Raw genomic sequence first — 17,225 nt, forward strand, 5'->3', positions numbered from 1 at the left:
ATAAGTTGAAAGATATAATTTCCCCAAACAAAATTTTCACCTCATTAATATCAATAAAAAAGCAAATTTTAATTTCATTTTCATTTTATTTTATAGGTATTATTGTTGGAATGTTTCTTTCTAGGAATCAGGAATATACTACTAACCCACAAAACCTGAAGTTTGCATATATTTTCTTTAATAACTACAGGTTATCGATCTTAATTATAATTATAGGATTGATAACAGTTGGAATAGGGAGCTCAATAATGTTATTTACCAACGGAGTTATTCTAGGAGATATATTAATAGGGGTTTTTAATAAATATAGTGTTTGGCCAATTTTAACAGGAGTGGCTCCACATTTTATCTTTGAGATCTCAGCATTATGCATTGCTACATCTATTTCTTATGAAAGTATCCGATTTATTCGTCTTTTACTTGATAAGAATTATACTAATAAAGTGCACATAGGTAGGATTTTAAGTAATTTTGTCACAATGACAGTTTTATTCTTTGTTGCTGCTTTAATTGAAACTAATATAGCACATATTTAATGGTGAAAGGATGGAATTATATGAAGCCTATGCTAGAGATAACTAATTTAAGTTTTTCATATAGTGAAGAAACTGAAGTATTGAAAAACTTAGATTTCACTTTGAATGAAAAAGAAATTTTATGTATTAAAGGACCAAATGGTGCTGGAAAGACTACATTCCTTAAAATATTATGTGGCTTAATTCGGATTAATAGTTGTAACTTAAAATATATGGGGCAAAAAAATAAGCTTAGAAATATAAAAGATGATATCGCATATGTTCCTAGTGATCCATATTTATATACAAAGCTTACTGGAATGGAGAATTTGGAACTTATTTGCGATATATGGAAGGAAGATAAAAAAAAATTTATGCTAACATCCATGGAATTAGCAAATTTTTTTAATTTAGAAGAAGATCTAAATACATATGTAGAAGATTATTCTCTTGGGATGAAACACAAGTTATACCTAATAGGTATGTTATCTAGAAATACTAAAATTATTATTATGGATGAACCTTTAACAGCATTAGATATTCAAAGTCAAAATATTGCCATAAAAATGTTCCACGAGTATGTTCAATTAAATAAATCAATAATTTTTGTAAGTCATATAAATGATTTAATAACTAGATTAGCAACAAAAGAACTTAATCTAGTTAACGGAAGATTTTATGATTAAACTAATTTATTAGAAAGGTAGTAGAATATATGAATAAAAAAAAATTATTAATATACGCAATTCTTTTTTTGATATACATAATTCTATTTTTAACATATAACAATAGTATTTTTAGAATTATATTAGTTGTATCCTTAGGTTTTTTATCTAGTATAATATCTAAATTACAAATTAAATAGAATGATGTAATTAAAGGCTCTAATAAGTTTGAGCAATAACTAATGTTAAAGTGGGAGAGGTTTTAAAATGCCAAAGTTAGAGATTGAAAAGGATAAATTTGAGAGCCAAATAAAAGAAGGCACAAGATTAAAAAAGATACTAAGTAAAAAAGTAAAGATAATAATATGTATAGTTATTGTAGTAGCTGTCGCTTTTTTATTGACTAAATTACAAACGTCTGGAGTAAAAACAGATACTAAGTATACAGTTCTCTCAAAAGGAAATATAGTTAATAGTATTAATGTTTCTGGTGTAGTAAAAAGTGGTACATCATCTAATGTATATAGTACGTTAGATAATAAAATAAAAGAAGTTAGGGTGAAAGTTGGGGATAAAGTTAAAGCAGGAGATATTTTAGCAGTATTAGACTCAGGAGATTTAGAGAAGGATATTGAACAAGCGGAAGCAACTACAGCAGCCAATGAAGCTAATAATAAAATGGAACTTAATGCTGCAAAAAAAGAATATGAGAATACACTATATTTATATAATAATAATTTGAATTCAGAGATAAAAAATGCGGAAGAAGCTGTAAATTCAGCAAAACTTAGTTTGGAAGATAAAGAAAATATTTATGAATATAATAAAATGTTATTAGAATCTGGAGAAATCTCTAAGCAGGAATTAAAGCAAAAAAAGATAGATTTTGAAAATGCAAAGTCAGAATATGATAAGGCTGCAGTTGCACTTGAGAATGCGAAGGTTAAAGCTTTGCAAGAATTAGATACAGCAAAAAACAACTATGAAAAAGCCCAAAACGCTGCTAATAACAATAGCGAAAGGATTGCTCTTGAAAAACAACAAAGCAATCTTGAAAAGTGTCAAATTAAAGCACCTATTGATGGAACGGTTACATCAGTAAGCGCAGTTGCAGGAGATCCTGGATCTGGAAACTTATTCAGAGTTGAGGATTTGGATAATATTGAAATAAATGCATCCATAAAGGAGATTGACAGAGCAAGTATTAAAGTTGGGCAAAAAGCAGAGATAAGAACAGATTCAACAGGGGATGCTGTTATTTACGGAGAAGTTGTAAGTATTAGTCCAACAGCTAATACGTCAGAAATACCTATAAATACAGAAAAGTCTCAATTGACAAATACAAGTACAAATACAAGCACAGAGGAAGGTTTTGAAGCAAAAATTAAGATTAGTGAGCCAAATGAGAGTATTTATGTTGGAATGAGTACAAGAGCTAATATTATTTTAAGTGAAAAATCAGATATATATACTATTTCATATGACAGTATAGTTGAAAATGATGATGGTAAGAGTTTATATATAGCAGAGAAAAGTGATAATAATGATTATATAGTTAAGGACGTGCCAATAAGTACAGGACTTGAATCTGATTCAAGTGTAGAAATTTCAGGCGAAGGAATTTCAGATGGAACCATAATAATTGATGATCCTTCAACTTGCAAGGTTGGGGATAAAATTCAAATAAGTGGGTGATGAGTCTTTTGAATAAAAATATAATAGAGATGAAAAATATTGTCAAAAGCTTTTATATAGGAACTCCAAATCAATTAGATATTTTAAAAAACATTGATATAACAATAAAAGAAGGCGAATTTATATCTATAGTTGGAGCATCAGGATCTGGTAAAAGTACTTTGATGAACATCATTGGTGCACTTGATAGGCAGACATCAGGAAACTATATCTTAGATAATTTCAATATGAATGAAGTATCTGATGATGGATTATCACAAATACGCAATAAGAAGATAGGATTTGTATTTCAAACTTTTAATTTAATACCAAGAAGTACAGCATTAAAAAATGTAGAATTACCAATGCTTTATGCAGGAGTAGATAGAAAAGAACGCTTAGAGAGAGCCGAAAGTCTTTTGAACCTTGTTGGAATGGAAGATAGGATAACCCATGTTCCAAATGAGTTATCAGGCGGGCAAAAACAAAGAGTTGCAATTGCCCGTGCTCTTGCAAATGATCCAAGTATAATCTTAGCAGATGAACCTACAGGAGCTCTTGATTCTTCAACTGGAAGAGTGGTTATGGACCTATTTCACAAAGTACATGAATTGGAAGGTAAGACTATAATACTTATAACTCATAATCAGGAGCTTGCTGAAGAAACAGAACGAATTATTACAATGAAGGATGGGAAAATAGTATCAGAACAATTTAATAGAATGTATACTAAAAAATTCTCAAATGGTGAAAAGGCATGTTTATAAAAGAAAATATACTACTTGCAATATCATCAATAAAGGCAAATAAAATGCGCTCGATGTTGACTATGCTTGGAATTATAATCGGGATATCTTCTGTTATAGGGATTGTTTCAATCGGAAGTGCAATCACCGCTTCAGTATCAAATACATTAGGTAAAATGGGAGCTAGCAATATTGGAGTTAGTGTAATGCAAAAAAGTGATAATAGTTCTGGTGACGGAGTTAGTTTATCTAGTAAAGAGCCTGAAGATAGTGACCTTCTTTCTTTGGAACAAATAAATTCATTTAGAGAAGTATTTAAAGGTCAAATTAGCACTATAAGTATATCAGAAGAAATAAATCAAGGAAGAGTAAAGGATGGACATTTATATGCAAATGTAAGTATTACTGGAGTAAATGATGGATATAGAGATACTAATAACGTAAAGATGGTTAATGGAAAATTTATTTCCGATAGAGATGTTAAAGGAACGAAAAAAAGTGCTGTAGTTTCTGATAAACTTGTTAAGAATATTTTTAAAAAAAATATTAATCCAGTTGGTAAAGAAATTAAAGTTTATATAGATGATGAGGTCGAAACATATACTATTGTGGGAGTATATAAATATGAGAGTTCTTCATTGATTGGAGGAAGTGTAGTATCAGAAAAAGATATATCAACCAATTTATACATTCCTATAACAACATCTAAAATAATGAAAAAGAATAAAAATTATTCGAATTTTACTATCATGCCTAAGTCTAATGTTGATTCAGAAAAATTAGTGAAAGATATAGAAAAACATGGAGAAAAGTTGTATAAGAATAATAAACATTGGACACTTTATGTTTTAGATAACAAAAAAAGTATGGAGTCTATAGCCGCTGTATTTAAGAGTATATCAATTGGAATTGCTGTAATTGCATCTATAGCATTACTTGTTGGAGGTATAGGGGTAATGAACATAATGCTTGTATCTGTCACTGAAAGAACAAGAGAAATAGGAACAAGGAAAGCTCTCGGTGCAAGAAGTGGTCATATAAAAACACAATTTATAATTGAGTCAGTCATAATATGTACAATTGGAGGAACAATAGGAATGATACTTGGGGTTGGTATGGGGGTTATTGCTTGTTTAGTATTAAAATCACCAATATCAATATCTATACCATCAATCATAATAAGTTTCACATTCTCAACGGTAATAGGAGTATTCTTTGGATATTATCCGGCTAAAAAAGCAGCACAGCTTGACCCTATAGAAGCGTTAAGATATGAGTAATAAAATAAATAACATTAAGTAGTAAAGATAACACTGACTTATAATGATTTTAAGAGTGTTATCTTTAAATATATCCATTAAACGTTAGCATAGCTAATAATAAATTAATTAATATATAATAAGTGTAGTGTAAATAATCGCATTATATTATAAATTAAGGAGTAAGAAAATGAAAAAGGTATTTACGAATTTTTTTATTATGACGTTAATATTAACAAACTTGTCTTTTGCAGACATAAATAGTGTACAAGCAGCTACTACTAATAAAACAATCAAAGTTTCATTAGAAAATATTAAAGATATTATTATAGAGAATAGTTCAGAGATTAAAATTCAACATAATAACATACAAATAAAAAAAGAATATTATAATAACGCTAAAGATATTAAAGATAAAAATGAGAGTGCAAAAGACGAGGCAGAGAATAAATTAAAGAATCTAATGGGGGATTCTAATGCCACTAAGGAACAGATAAAGTATGCCGAAGATGCTTTAGAGGCTGCCAAAAAAGAAGTCAAAAATGATAATGATGCATTAGTGCAGGCTAGGAAAGCATATAAAGATGCAAAAACAGTTTATGACCAAAAGGTTGAAACCGAGGTCGATGAAGCGCAAAAAGCTTATATAGATTATTTATCTAATATATCAAATACAACACTAGAGGAAAATGCAGTAAAGTCATCAGAAGAAAAAGAAAAATTAGCTAAATTTAAATATGAAAGTGGCTTTTTATCAAACAAGGATTATATTTCAGTAACTCAAGATAATTCAGATTCAATTAATAAATTAAAAGAATTGAGAGATACAGAGGAGCTTTCTAAAATAAAATTATGTAATATGCTAGGAATTAGCTCAAAAGAAAACATCACATTCAGTACTGATATAAATTCAGATTTTCAAGCCATTTCACAAATTAATTATGAAGATGATTTAAAAAAAATGCTTAGCAATAACATTCAGATAGGGAATCAAAATGATGAAATTGATGATTTAAAGGATAAAGAAGATGATTATGAAGATAATGATCAGGACGATATTTATGATTACGAAGTAAAAAATGCTAATATTGAATTAAAAAAGTTAATTGGCGATTCAGAAATAAAGTTTAAGGAACAATACAGTACACTTATAAATTCTTATAATGCTATTAAAAATAGTTACAGTAAAATACTTCAAGAGCAAAAAGAATATAACATTATTGAAGCAAAATATGACTACGGCTTTGTGTCTAAGACTGAATTAGAAAATTCAAAATCTTCATTTGATAAAGATAATGCTAGCTTTACAAATGAAAAAAATAAGCTCTATATAGAGTATCTACATTATATTCAAATGAGAGAAGGTTACTAATCTAAAAATAGTTATTAAAATATATAAGAATGAATAATTTGTTAAGTTAAACAACATAAAATTAAAATTTATAAGATAAGGAGTATATTAAAATAATTTAAATATTGATTTTATATACTTCTTATTTTTTAATAAAGTAAAACATTGCATAAAATAATTGTTTCATGCAATGTTTTGTTATTTTACATAATATGGGGATTGTGCTTATAATTTAATGAAAAAAGTTAATCAAAATTGAAAGAAAAAATAAGAGCAATAGGAAAAAACTACTGCTCTTATTAATATTAAGCTACATCATATTTAGTAACAGTTTTCGCAACTAGCTGAGCAGATCCTTTGCCAACTAATGCACCAGATGAAACTACAAATATATTTTTTGAGATTATAGTATCCATTAAGGCATCAACTTCATCTTTAGTTATACTAGGTTTAACTCCATTAATCGATAGAGAAGTTTTTTCTCCGTACTCAGTTCTAAATACCATACTTAAAGTATATTCCATGAAAGTATACCCCCTTTATTTAAATTTTTCTGGTGTCTAGCTACTGTAACGCTCCCATCATCTATTTATGAGTGAGATAACAGTGACTAGACCCTAGATAAGTTCAACTAAGATTCAGACACCTGAATCAAGTTTCACTTGAAAGTAGCTGCTATGCATTTACTAGTGTAGATGCTGAATTTAAAAAATAAGATCTTGTTGGCTTATCTAGTACTGTTTTAATAGCTTCAGCTACATCGAAAGCTGCTTGGGGCTCAACATCATTTCTTACATTTGAAAAACTCTTTTTTGAATAAGTTGGCTGACCGCTTGTATCAGTACCACTTTGAATTTCAATAGATAGAGATTTTGAACTTGCAACCTTTGTAATTGCCATGGTATTCACTCCTTTTCATATAATTTATCCGATAGCTATGATTTGTAAATATGAAACTCCTCTTCCTAATGTCAGATGAGTATTCACAGAGTAAGCGACCATCATCAAATCATAGATTCGAGACGTCTGCTTAACCGATTCACACTAAATCAATTTTTTAATTAGGTTAACTCATAAATGAGTTAACTAAGTTCAAGAAACTAAATCATAGATGCCCACAAGGGGAAAGCTCGAGAACCCAAATGTAAAATTTGGACTCTCACTTTTAGATTTTCACTTATCTGCTTAAGACATAGCAACAGTAGTAACTGTTTTAGCTACAATAGCAGCAGACGCTTTTGAAACTAAATCTCCTGAAGATGTAGAGAATATATTTTCAGTTAAGATTGTGTTCATTAAGCTATTTACTTCAGGAGGAGTTAAGCTGCTTTTAACATCAGTTATAGAAAAAGTTGTTTTCTTCCCACCAGAAGTATTAAATACCATATTTAATGTGTATTCCATGAAAGTGTACCTCCTTTACTATAATTTTAGGTTTAGAGTTTTACTAAACATTAGAAACTGTTTCAACTTCATTAAGGTAAGTGTCTCTTGTGTTTACGTCTAAAACTGATTTAATAGCTTCAGCAACGTTATAAACACCTTGATCAGTTGCAGTTAATTTAACTCCTGAAAAACTCTTCTTTCCATAGATAGGATCGCCAGCTTTATCTGTATCAGTTTGAACCTCAATAGCTAGAGTTTTGCTTTTAAGTGTTGTAGTTACAGCCATGGATATTCCCTCCTTTACTATTTGGATATACATATGTATGCAATCAAAAATATTTTTTTCGAATCATTTGAAATTATATAGAATGGGTGCAATAATGTTACAATATAGATATTCCAGTTTAAGAAAGAGAGCAAAGCAAATGAATAAAGATTTACCAGAGATAATTAAAAGTTACGAGGATTATTTGAATATTATTCAGGAAAAAGCGTCCAGTACTGTATACTGTTATATAGTTGATATAATGTTACTTATAAATTATTTAAAAACCAAAGATAAGTATCAGAATTTAGAGATTGATAAGAGCTTTATAGAATTAATAGATCTGCAGGATTTGTATGGATTTTTAAGTTATGTAAAAAATGAAAGGAATAATAGTTCTTTTGCAAGGGCTAGAAAGATAGCGTCAATTAAATCTTTTTTTAAATATTGTGAAACCAAGCTTAAAATAATAAATAATAATCCATGCAGGGAGCTTGAGGTTCCCAAAAAGCCCAATAAACAAATTAACTATTTAAACTTAGATGAATCTAAAAAATTACTTAAAGACATAGTAGGAAGAAATAAAAAAAGGGATTTAGCAATTTTAACATTATTTTTAAACTGCGGTCTTAGACTTTCAGAACTTTGTAATATAAGATTTAAAGACATTAAGGATGATACACTTGTTGTAAGGGGGAAGGGGAATAAGGATAGGACTATTTATTTAAATGAAATGTGCCTACGAGCAATTAAAGATTATATGGAAGAAAGAAAACATATCAAACATAGTTATTTATTTGTATCTGAAAGAAAAAATCAGTTATGTAAGAGACAAGTTCAATACATAGTACAAAAGAATATTTCAAGCACAGGCCTTGATGTAAGTAAATATACAACACATAAATTAAGACATACGGCAGCCACACTGCTTTACAAACATAGTAATGTTGATATTAGAACTATTCAAACTATTTTAGGACATAAAAATATATCAACTACCACAATTTACACTCATGTAGATAATGAGCAGGTGAGAAGTGCAATAAGATCTAATCCATTAAATGAAATTTAACCTAGAAAGGGCAGATATAATGATTGAAAAGATATTAAATGTAGCCATAACAAAGTGCTATGGTAATGCAGACGAAAATTCAACTAGAGGTAAGTTTAATATACCAAAGAAGATTATTAAGGATATGGGTATTACGGAAGATGATAGAACGGTTATTCTTAGATATGATGAGGAAAAAAAGGAATTACTTATAAAGAAGGCATAGAAAAGGGGACGTTTATCCCAAAAGCGCTTAAAGAAATAAAGAGTCATGATGATTTGTAATTATTATGGCTCTTTATTTTTTTTTATTTGATTACATCAAATAAAACTTGATTCAGGTGGAGTTTAATCTCAATCTGAATCTTAGTGGAACTTGTCTAGGAGCGCGCAACCGTTAGCTCCCAATGAGTGTTACGGATCCTAGCTATCGGATAAAATCATATGTATACAATAATTACATTGTAATGTGTGCGTTACAATGTAATTTTAATTTAAAATAGTTATTGTATATCTAAAATCAAAACTGTATAATTAATTTGTAATCAATGTATACATTACATTACTATGTAACTTATGTATACAGAAAAATAGGAGGGTAACATATGGGTGATAATATAATAAAACCAGCAACTTTTAGGTTAAATGAGGATGATATCAATAGATTTAAGGAATTTGCTAGTCAAAATAACTTAAATCAGCAAGAAGCCTTTACGAGTTTACTTAATACATTAGAATTAAGTAATGCAAAGAATAACCTTGGAGATAGAGCAAAGAGCATTGAGGTATTCCAAACAACAGTTAATAGCTTAGTTAAATTTTATATAAACAGCCTTGAAGAAAACACAACAACTGAAGAAAGAATAAGGGAAGAATTGAGCCAACAGATAAATACAAAGGATAATGCTATAAGTGCTTTATATGAGCAGGTTCAAGATCTAAAAAATGAAAGAGGTTCATTAAAAAATCAAATTACTGAATTAGAAGATAAAAATAAATTATTATTTGATAAAAATAATAATTTAGAAGCAGAGATTGTTGATAAATCAAAGGCAATAGAAATAGCTAATAGAAATAATAATAATCTTCAAGATCAGGTTGCAGAATATAAAGAGTATAAGAATATAAATATAGAACTTGAAAAAAGTTTGGAGAGCATTAAGAAAGATAATAATCTGCTTGTATCAGATAAAACATCACTTGGAAATGTAGTCACAAAGCTACAAGGGGAAATTGATAATAAGGATAATATGATTAATTTCTATAAAGATCAAGTAGAGAAATTAGAGCAAGCTGAAAGAGATAGTAAGACTGAAATTAAGAATTTACAAGATAAATATGCAGGTGAAATTGATAAGCTTAAAGCAGATCATAAGGTTGAGATGGAAAATTCATTAAAAGCATTGGAAGAACATTTAATGGATAAGAATAATTTGGAATTTCAAAAGAAGGACTTGGAGATGCAGAAGTTGCAGAATGAGATTGATGGTTTGAATAGACAGCTTACAGGAAAAAATTAAATATTGTAATATGTGAAGAGTTGTTTTTATTACAGCTCTTTTGTTATAGGATAAGTTTTGGGAAAATTACTTAAAGTCAAGAAATAACACATATATAAATTATTATTATTAACAGAGTAGTGTGAAATGTATTGCTTTTTTTAAGAATATATATAAAATGCATAATGTTGACACTAAAAAATAAGAAGTGTATTATATATGTTAAGGAAAAGGTGGTGATTTTTTTGGGTTTCCAAAGACTATATTCTAGTAATGACGAAAATAATACTGTGATAATTAATAAAGATTTCTTTAAAGCACTCTTTATTAATCAATGTTTGAAGAATAACAGGACATTATCATCTGTTTCATTAAGGTTAGCAGCGTTGTTATTACAAGAGCTTGATGATGTTGAAGCAAAGGAACTTCCCCCTAGAAAACGGCTAGCAGAGTATTTACAAACTTCAAGGACATCTGTAATAAATGCATTGGTTCAGTTAGAGGAAAATAATGTGATTATACGTCAAGTTAGTATAATTCAAGCAATTGTAGGACCATCGGATGAAGAAAAAGATAGATATTATAAAATTGGACAGGAGAACTTAAAACAACGAAAGTTTAGTGATAAATTTTTAATAAATAGATTTTATAATCAAGAATACAAGCCTATCGACCAACAAGAATTTACAAAAGAAATTATTAATTATTCAAATGAAAACTTAAATAATTATATAACAACTGAATGTCTTGTTAATAAGATTCAGGATTTAGAAAAAAGAATTAAAAAATTAGAAGAAAAATCTATTTAAAAAAAAGAGATAATAAACATAAATATCTATAAATTCAAAATTACAAGGAGAAATTTGTATGGGATATGAAAAAGAAGAATGCACTTGGTGTAATGGTACGGGTAAGGAATATTGTGGATACTGTTTTGGAACTGGGAAAGTAAATTGTGCATGTGGTGGATTTGATGATGATTGTATATTCTGCAATGGAACTGGAAATATAAAATGTAATATGTGTTTGGGAGATGGAGAAGTAGATTGTAGTATGTGTTTTGGATTTGGAAGAAGATAATTATTTATACTAAAAAGAAAGATGTGATACATATGACGTGTTCAGAATTGGCATTTAAGCTAATAGATGAGTATTCTAAATATACGCAAAAAGGGTTATAAAAAAAAATATGGTATACCATTAGAGATAATAGCAAGACTTACTAAACAGTTTAACTATAATCATCGTATTTTAAGCCTAAGAAAATTTTCTATTCGTGATGAGGAGGTTTTATATTTAGCACCATATGTACCTTTAATAACAAATTAATATAATAATTAGAACATCTAAATTAATTAAGTATTTTATTTATATTGAAGACAAGCTTATGAAATTAGAAGAAAAATATAAGGAGTGATAAAAATGGACTTATTTGAAAAACAAGATAAAATTGTAGAAATGTATATTACACGAGAATATACTATACCTAAATTAGCAAATGAAACTGGTATGAGAGAAGAAGACGTTGCTACAATATTGCATTTGAACAACTTTTATTATGGGATAAAGCGAAATTCAGATAATATGCTAAATAATAAACTTTATAATTTCTGTATATCTGAAAGAAAGTTAGAATCAATTAGAACATTATAATTTTAAACACTAAAGTACATAATGAAACTAGCAATAGTTAATGATATAATCATATTAAAACTAAATTGCACAAAAAAAACTAGTAGTACCACAAGGCCAGTTGTGGATTCTACTAGTTTTTTATATTTTGTTTAAGCATTGATCCAAGCTTATCTAAAATAAAGTTCTTTTTTCTAACTATTTTTGAGTAAGAAATCTTTTTCTTAGATGCATAATCTGTAAGTGAAAAATTATTGTAGTATACAAAGAATATAAGTTCAAATTCATCAGGCTCAAGATCTGAAACTATTCTTTGAATATTCAATATTCGTTCATGCTCCAAATAATCAAGCTCTAAATTTTCATTACTTTGTAGAAACTCTGTAAAGTCATTAGGACAATTCCCATCAATAGATGCATTGATGCTTAGTGTATTTTGATGTTTTTTATTTTCTCTTGCTGTATATTTCATTACGTTTTTTATTGCACTATAAACATAGCTTGAAAATGAATGTTTTGAAGTATCATATTTATCTACAGCATTAATTAAAGCAATATAGCCTATTTGTACAAGATCATATTCATCATAATTTTTTATATTAAAATTTTTAGCAGTTTTAAATATGAAAGGTTTAAATTGGAGCAGCAGCTTGGTTAAGCTTTCAGAGTTGCCCGTTTTAGCTAGTTTGACTTGATCTTCTATTTGGTCATAATTCATTAAAATACCCCCTTAAATCAATTGACAGTGTTAATTATCAGCAGTCAATTTCTAATTGCTAATATATATGCAAAAGTTATAAAAATTTACAAAGGGGATTAACTTTAAATATATAAAGTGAAACTTTTCAGATGGAGTTTTGACTCTGGCTGAATTTAGTTGAACTAATACCACCAAGGGTACCCAGTCCAGGAGCGCACATCCATTAAAACTATTATATCACAATAGAAAATGATTAACATTAGATGAATCAAGAAAAAATATATAGATAAAAATGTAAAATATTTGTATAATTTGAAAGAATATTGTATGATATAAATAACAAAATCCAAACAATTCCATATAAAAAACAACCCCTATAATGTACTAGGCCTAGGAAACTTAAATACACTATAGGGAATCACTTACTTAATTATATTTTATTTATTATAGAATAATTATACAATATGTGACATATTAAGTCAATAAGTGAGTGGGTTAGTGATTGTAAATAAATATGTATGTTTATTTATACATTTATTTATAGTTTTTTTGTTTTTTTATAATTGTATAGAAAACAAAGGGGGAAAATAACGTGCTTAGCGCTATTAGAAAATTGACGGAAGACATAGAGTATAATATTGATCCTAAGTTTAAAGATGAAGCTGTAAAAAATATATCTATTCTCCATGAAGGTGATGATGGATTTATTGCTATAGCTGCAAAAAAAGATAAGGAGTATGTTCAATATCATTATAAAGTTGATGATTTAACTTATAACATAGGAAAGGCTATAAGCCTTGATGCAAATATATATATGACACCAAATTCTTTTTTTATGCCAAGAAGAAAGATTGAAAATATAAGAAAGTTAAACGCTTTATACATAGATATAGACTATTATAATATCGAAAATTTAAAGACATATGACCATGAAAGGATACTTGCGATACTCGAAAATGATTATTTTGGACAAGATGTTCCAGAGCCAAGTTTTGTTATATATACAGGTCGAGGACTCGCCGTATATTGGCTTATTGAACCAGTTCCAATAAAAGTACTTCCACTTTGGAATTCAATACAGAAATTTTTTGTAGACAAGCTTAAAGATATGGGAGCAGATTCCAAGAGTATTGACGGTGCCAGGATAATGAGACTTGCTGGAAGCATTAATGATAAAACTGGGCTAAGATCAAAGCTTTACATGTATGATGAAAACTTAGTTTATACATTAAGAGATATACAAAATGATTATCTGCCACAGCTTACACCGTACATTAATAATCCAGCACATAAAGGTAGGGGCAGGAAAGCAAAAGTAGTAAACTTTTATACATTGTATTCCCTGCATTATGCAAGACTTAATGATATATTGAAGCTTCAGGAGATAAGAGACGGATACTGCAGGAATAATGATGGAGTTCTTACTGAGGAAGGTCAAAGAGAGTTTATGTGCTTTCTGTATAGGTATTGGTATTGCTGCTACTGTAATGATCCAGTGCAAGCTTTAGAGAACGCATTAGAATTTAATCAAGGCTTTAGGAAACCATTAGTTAATAATGAAGTTGAGAAAATAACAATGCAAGCAGAAAAGGCCTATGAGAAGTGGCTCTTAGACAGCCCAAATGGCGTGTATAAACGTGGTGGATACAATTATAAAAATGAAACATTAATAGAGAAATTAAACATTACAGATGATGAAATGAAGCTAATGACAACAATTATAAATCCAAGTGAAAAATTGCGTAGAAAGCTTTTAAAAGAAAGAGAAGCAAGAAGAAATGAAGATGGATTAACTAAAAGAGAACAGCAAAAGCGAGATACAATTAAAGCTGTGCAGGAATTAAAAGAGCGAGGATTAAGCCAAAGTAGCGTTTCAAAAGAACTTGGAAAAGGAATCGCAACAGTAAAAAGATATTGGAATATATGATTTACTGGTATCACCAAATACGTACTTATAGATATTGACTTAAGTTTACTGGTATCATGAAATACGCCCTTATATTAATGGGGCGTAGCCTGCTTGCTTTTTTATTACAGAGTAGTTTAGCTAAATTTTAAATATTTAAGGAGAAGTTATAGTGAATAGAAATATTAGGTTATCTTTAAAGAGTCTTGGAATGATCTTAGTTATATTCTTAGTGTCATTTTCATTTATAGGATGTCAGAAAGAAGAACCAGATGGGATAAAAATTCAAAAATCAAATGATGGAATTTCCATAAGTGGTAAATATGGAGATAAGAGTATTGATATTGAAAAGTCAAATTCATTAAATAAGGGGATTTCAGTAAACGGAAAGTCAGGTGATAGTAGTTTTAATTTTGATAATTCAAATTCATTAAAAAACAGAAGTATAGACAATACTCCTGATTATGTTTATAAGATACGAACTCTTATTGTAATTTTAGCTGTTTTTGTAGTACCTATTTTGATTGGGTTTATTATAGAGAGTAGTTCACGTAAAAAAAACAATAAGACAATAATTCAAGGTAGTACAGTAAGTGTAGAAAAAAATGAGGAGATTAGATATGAGAATGAAGCTTATAATAAAAAATTAAGTGAAGATAGGATTATATGTGATTATAAAGAAAAATTATCAGAATTAAATAAAATTTATAATTTATATAAAAATGAAATATATAATGAACAAGAATTTAAAATGAAAAAGGAGAACTGGATTGAAAGTTTAAAGCTATTTGATTTTTCTAAAGCAGAAACTGACTTTCTAAATGAAATAATTCCAATTGTTAATGAAAAAATATTAGAAAATCGAGAATTAAAACTAATAAAATATATTATTTCAGGAGAATATGCAAAGGACAAATACAGAGAAGAACAGGAACAGAAAATTAAAGTAGAGGAGGAAGCTAGAAGAAAAAGAGAAGAGATTATTAGCAATATAAAAGGCACAACAAAGGAAATTACAATAAGTACCATAAGTAAAACAGCAAATACAGTGAATGAAATTAAAAGCATTGTGAGTAATAACTTTAATAAAAGGGTTGCACCAGATAATAAATTCGTCTGTGAGTGTGGATATGAAATTGAAAAAGAAGATGCTTTTTGTGCTAACTGTGGTAAGAAACTAAAGTAGTTAAATAATTTAATGGAAAAGGAAGGCTAATAATGTATTGTAGTAAATGTGGAAAGCAAGCATCAGATGGAGATAAATTTTGCCAAAATTGTGGTACGAAGATAAAAGGTAGTGAAATTACTAAAAATGACGAAATAAAAAATGAGCCAATAAATTCATTAAAAAAGAATAATACTAAAAAAAACTTAATTATAGGAACAACGATATGTCTTTTTTTAGCTTTATGTCTAAGTATTATATATTTTAAATTTATGATCAAACCTAAAAATACCAGTGTGCCCCAAAGTACCGATGCAGAATTGCAAAATAATACTGGAGATACAAAAGAAACTTTAGATAAAATTAAAGAAGCTAATAAAGAAAAAGAAGTATTTGCAAAATTACTTAAAAGCCCCAAATGGCTTACTGAGAATACAGATTATAAAAAAAGCCCTGATAATGTTAAATTTACAATTTTAGATATTAATCAAGATGGAGTTTGTGAAATGCTACTATACTATGGTGAATCTGGTGGACTAGCTGGTTTAACACTATCTGTAGTTTCATATAATACTGATGAAGATAAGATAAATGCTCAAAAAATTAATGTTAGCCACGGATCATATAGAGGTTACTTAAGTAATGAAAAAACAATAGTAGTAGGAGGAGGTTCTCAGGGAAGTTCATATATGTCTGGTTATAAACCAGAAGGAGATAGATATTTAGAAACATTTTTTACTTTAGATACTGCAGGTGCATACCTTGATGAAAATAAAGCTGTTTATACACTAAATGATAACAATGTATCAAAGGAAAAATATAACCAATTTATAGACCCAATTAAGGCTAACCTTACCCATACTGAAATGTACCCAATAAGTAATGAAAATATTAAAAACGTATTAGGGGTGGATCCCGATACTATTGTAGTAGATAATTCTATAGATAAATATTCTACACTTAAATTTTCAACGGCAGAACAAGCTAAAGAGTGGTTATTGAAACAAGATAGCACTTTTATTGCTAAATATAATGCAAATTTAATTAAAGAAGACATTGATAATGAATTAATAAAAACATTCTTTCAATGTTATGTTTTGGAGCAAGATGATTATTATTTATTTTTATTACCGTTTGATGAAAGTGGTAATGAAGAATCCATGCATTATTTAGTTGGAAAACATACTGGAAATGTATATTCAATAAGTCCTTCAGCTGGAGGCTATGCATATTTAATAAAGGATAGTAGGGTAATAGAGAAATTAAAATATAATAATGAAAAATCTGGTGATTGGCGTGAACTAAAGAAACAATAAAATCACTTAAAAGTAAACCACTCACAAATACTAAAATTCATAATTTGTGAGTGGTTTTTTAGCCAATCTTTTTCTTAAAATATTCTATTTATAAC

General features: G+C 28.4%; 20 protein-coding genes. 15 read left to right on the forward strand and 5 right to left on the reverse strand.

Annotated elements, in window-relative coordinates:
- Positions 1–5: 5 nt before the first annotated feature.
- From KEC93_RS26245 to KEC93_RS26270, 6 genes are all read left to right on the forward strand, one after another.
- Positions 6–536 carry a stage II sporulation protein M gene (locus KEC93_RS26245; RefSeq protein ID WP_274597766.1) on the forward strand — a complete coding sequence of 177 codons (531 nt, stop codon included), beginning with the start codon at positions 6–8 and terminating at the stop codon, positions 534–536.
- A 20-nt stretch (positions 537–556) separates the two neighbouring features.
- Entirely contained in the window at positions 557–1,201 is a 645-nt protein-coding gene (locus KEC93_RS26250; protein ID WP_172462722.1) for an ATP-binding cassette domain-containing protein, read from the forward strand.
- A gap of 246 nt (positions 1,202–1,447) precedes the next feature.
- A complete protein-coding gene (locus KEC93_RS26255; RefSeq protein ID WP_077869163.1) occupies positions 1,448–2,875 on the forward strand; it encodes an efflux RND transporter periplasmic adaptor subunit in 1,428 nt (475 codons plus the stop codon).
- A gap of 8 nt (positions 2,876–2,883) precedes the next feature.
- Positions 2,884–3,621, forward strand: coding sequence for an ABC transporter ATP-binding protein (locus tag KEC93_RS26260; protein WP_077869162.1), 738 nt, complete (start codon positions 2,884–2,886; stop codon positions 3,619–3,621).
- Entirely contained in the window at positions 3,612–4,880 is a 1,269-nt protein-coding gene (locus tag KEC93_RS26265; protein WP_077869161.1) for an ABC transporter permease, read from the forward strand. Before KEC93_RS26260 ends, KEC93_RS26265 begins: the two co-directional genes overlap by 10 nt.
- A gap of 169 nt (positions 4,881–5,049) precedes the next feature.
- Complete coding sequence (locus KEC93_RS26270; RefSeq protein ID WP_077869160.1) at positions 5,050–6,231, forward strand: TolC family protein; 1,182 nt, start codon at positions 5,050–5,052, stop codon at positions 6,229–6,231.
- Between the two features lie 284 nt (positions 6,232–6,515).
- On the opposite strand, the gene KEC93_RS26275 is transcribed toward KEC93_RS26270, so the two are convergent.
- The 4 genes from KEC93_RS26275 to KEC93_RS26290 all read right to left on the reverse strand — a co-directional run bounded on the left by KEC93_RS26275 (position 6,516) and on the right by KEC93_RS26290 (position 7,882).
- Entirely contained in the window at positions 6,516–6,734 is a 219-nt protein-coding gene (locus KEC93_RS26275; RefSeq protein WP_077869159.1) for a DUF2922 domain-containing protein, read from the reverse strand.
- A 151-nt stretch (positions 6,735–6,885) separates the two neighbouring features.
- Complete coding sequence (locus KEC93_RS26280; RefSeq protein WP_077869158.1) at positions 6,886–7,110, reverse strand: DUF1659 domain-containing protein; 225 nt, start codon at positions 7,108–7,110, stop codon at positions 6,886–6,888.
- Positions 7,111–7,395: 285 nt separating this feature from the next.
- Positions 7,396–7,614, reverse strand: coding sequence for a DUF2922 domain-containing protein (locus tag KEC93_RS26285; RefSeq protein ID WP_077869157.1), 219 nt, complete (start codon positions 7,612–7,614; stop codon positions 7,396–7,398).
- 43 nt (positions 7,615–7,657) lie between these two features.
- Entirely contained in the window at positions 7,658–7,882 is a 225-nt protein-coding gene (locus KEC93_RS26290; RefSeq protein ID WP_077869156.1) for a DUF1659 domain-containing protein, read from the reverse strand.
- A 139-nt stretch (positions 7,883–8,021) separates the two neighbouring features.
- Between KEC93_RS26290 and KEC93_RS26295 the strand changes: the two genes are divergently transcribed.
- The 6 genes from KEC93_RS26295 (at position 8,022) to KEC93_RS26320 (ending at position 12,064) form a co-directional block, all read left to right on the forward strand.
- Positions 8,022–8,933, forward strand: a complete 912-nt coding sequence (locus KEC93_RS26295; RefSeq protein WP_077869178.1) for a tyrosine-type recombinase/integrase — start codon at positions 8,022–8,024, stop codon at positions 8,931–8,933.
- 19 nt (positions 8,934–8,952) lie between these two features.
- Positions 8,953–9,138 (forward strand): hypothetical protein, encoded by a 186-nt coding sequence (locus KEC93_RS26300; protein ID WP_146752460.1) that lies wholly within the window; start codon positions 8,953–8,955, stop codon positions 9,136–9,138.
- 379 nt (positions 9,139–9,517) lie between these two features.
- Positions 9,518–10,432 carry a hypothetical protein gene (locus tag KEC93_RS26305; protein ID WP_077869154.1) on the forward strand — a complete coding sequence of 305 codons (915 nt, stop codon included), beginning with the start codon at positions 9,518–9,520 and terminating at the stop codon, positions 10,430–10,432.
- Between the two features lie 224 nt (positions 10,433–10,656).
- Positions 10,657–11,220, forward strand: coding sequence for a helix-turn-helix domain-containing protein (locus tag KEC93_RS26310; RefSeq protein ID WP_077869153.1), 564 nt, complete (start codon positions 10,657–10,659; stop codon positions 11,218–11,220).
- A gap of 58 nt (positions 11,221–11,278) precedes the next feature.
- Positions 11,279–11,491: a DnaJ-like cysteine-rich domain-containing protein gene (locus KEC93_RS26315; RefSeq protein WP_077869152.1), complete on the forward strand. Its 213-nt coding sequence runs from the start codon at positions 11,279–11,281 to the stop codon at positions 11,489–11,491.
- Positions 11,492–11,833: 342 nt separating this feature from the next.
- Positions 11,834–12,064, forward strand: a complete 231-nt coding sequence (locus KEC93_RS26320; protein ID WP_077869151.1) for a hypothetical protein — start codon at positions 11,834–11,836, stop codon at positions 12,062–12,064.
- 112 nt (positions 12,065–12,176) lie between these two features.
- Here the strand turns inward: KEC93_RS26320 and KEC93_RS26325 are convergent, their stop codons facing one another.
- Complete coding sequence (locus KEC93_RS26325) at positions 12,177–12,761, reverse strand: sigma-70 family RNA polymerase sigma factor (protein ID WP_077869150.1); 585 nt, start codon at positions 12,759–12,761, stop codon at positions 12,177–12,179.
- 574 nt (positions 12,762–13,335) lie between these two features.
- Between KEC93_RS26325 and KEC93_RS26330 the strand changes: the two genes are divergently transcribed.
- From KEC93_RS26330 to KEC93_RS26340, 3 genes are all read left to right on the forward strand, one after another.
- The gene (locus KEC93_RS26330; RefSeq protein WP_077869149.1) at positions 13,336–14,670 is read left to right on the forward strand and encodes a replication protein; all 1,335 of its coding nucleotides are present in this window, start codon (positions 13,336–13,338) and stop codon (positions 14,668–14,670) included.
- 151 nt (positions 14,671–14,821) lie between these two features.
- The gene (locus tag KEC93_RS26335) at positions 14,822–15,835 is read left to right on the forward strand and encodes a hypothetical protein (protein ID WP_077869148.1); all 1,014 of its coding nucleotides are present in this window, start codon (positions 14,822–14,824) and stop codon (positions 15,833–15,835) included.
- Positions 15,836–15,867: 32 nt separating this feature from the next.
- Entirely contained in the window at positions 15,868–17,130 is a 1,263-nt protein-coding gene (locus KEC93_RS26340) for a zinc-ribbon domain-containing protein (RefSeq protein WP_077869147.1), read from the forward strand.
- The last annotated feature ends 95 nt before the right edge of the window (positions 17,131–17,225 follow it).

Source organism: Clostridium beijerinckii (genome assembly GCF_018223745.1).
Lineage (GTDB): Bacteria > Bacillota > Clostridia > Clostridiales > Clostridiaceae > Clostridium > Clostridium beijerinckii.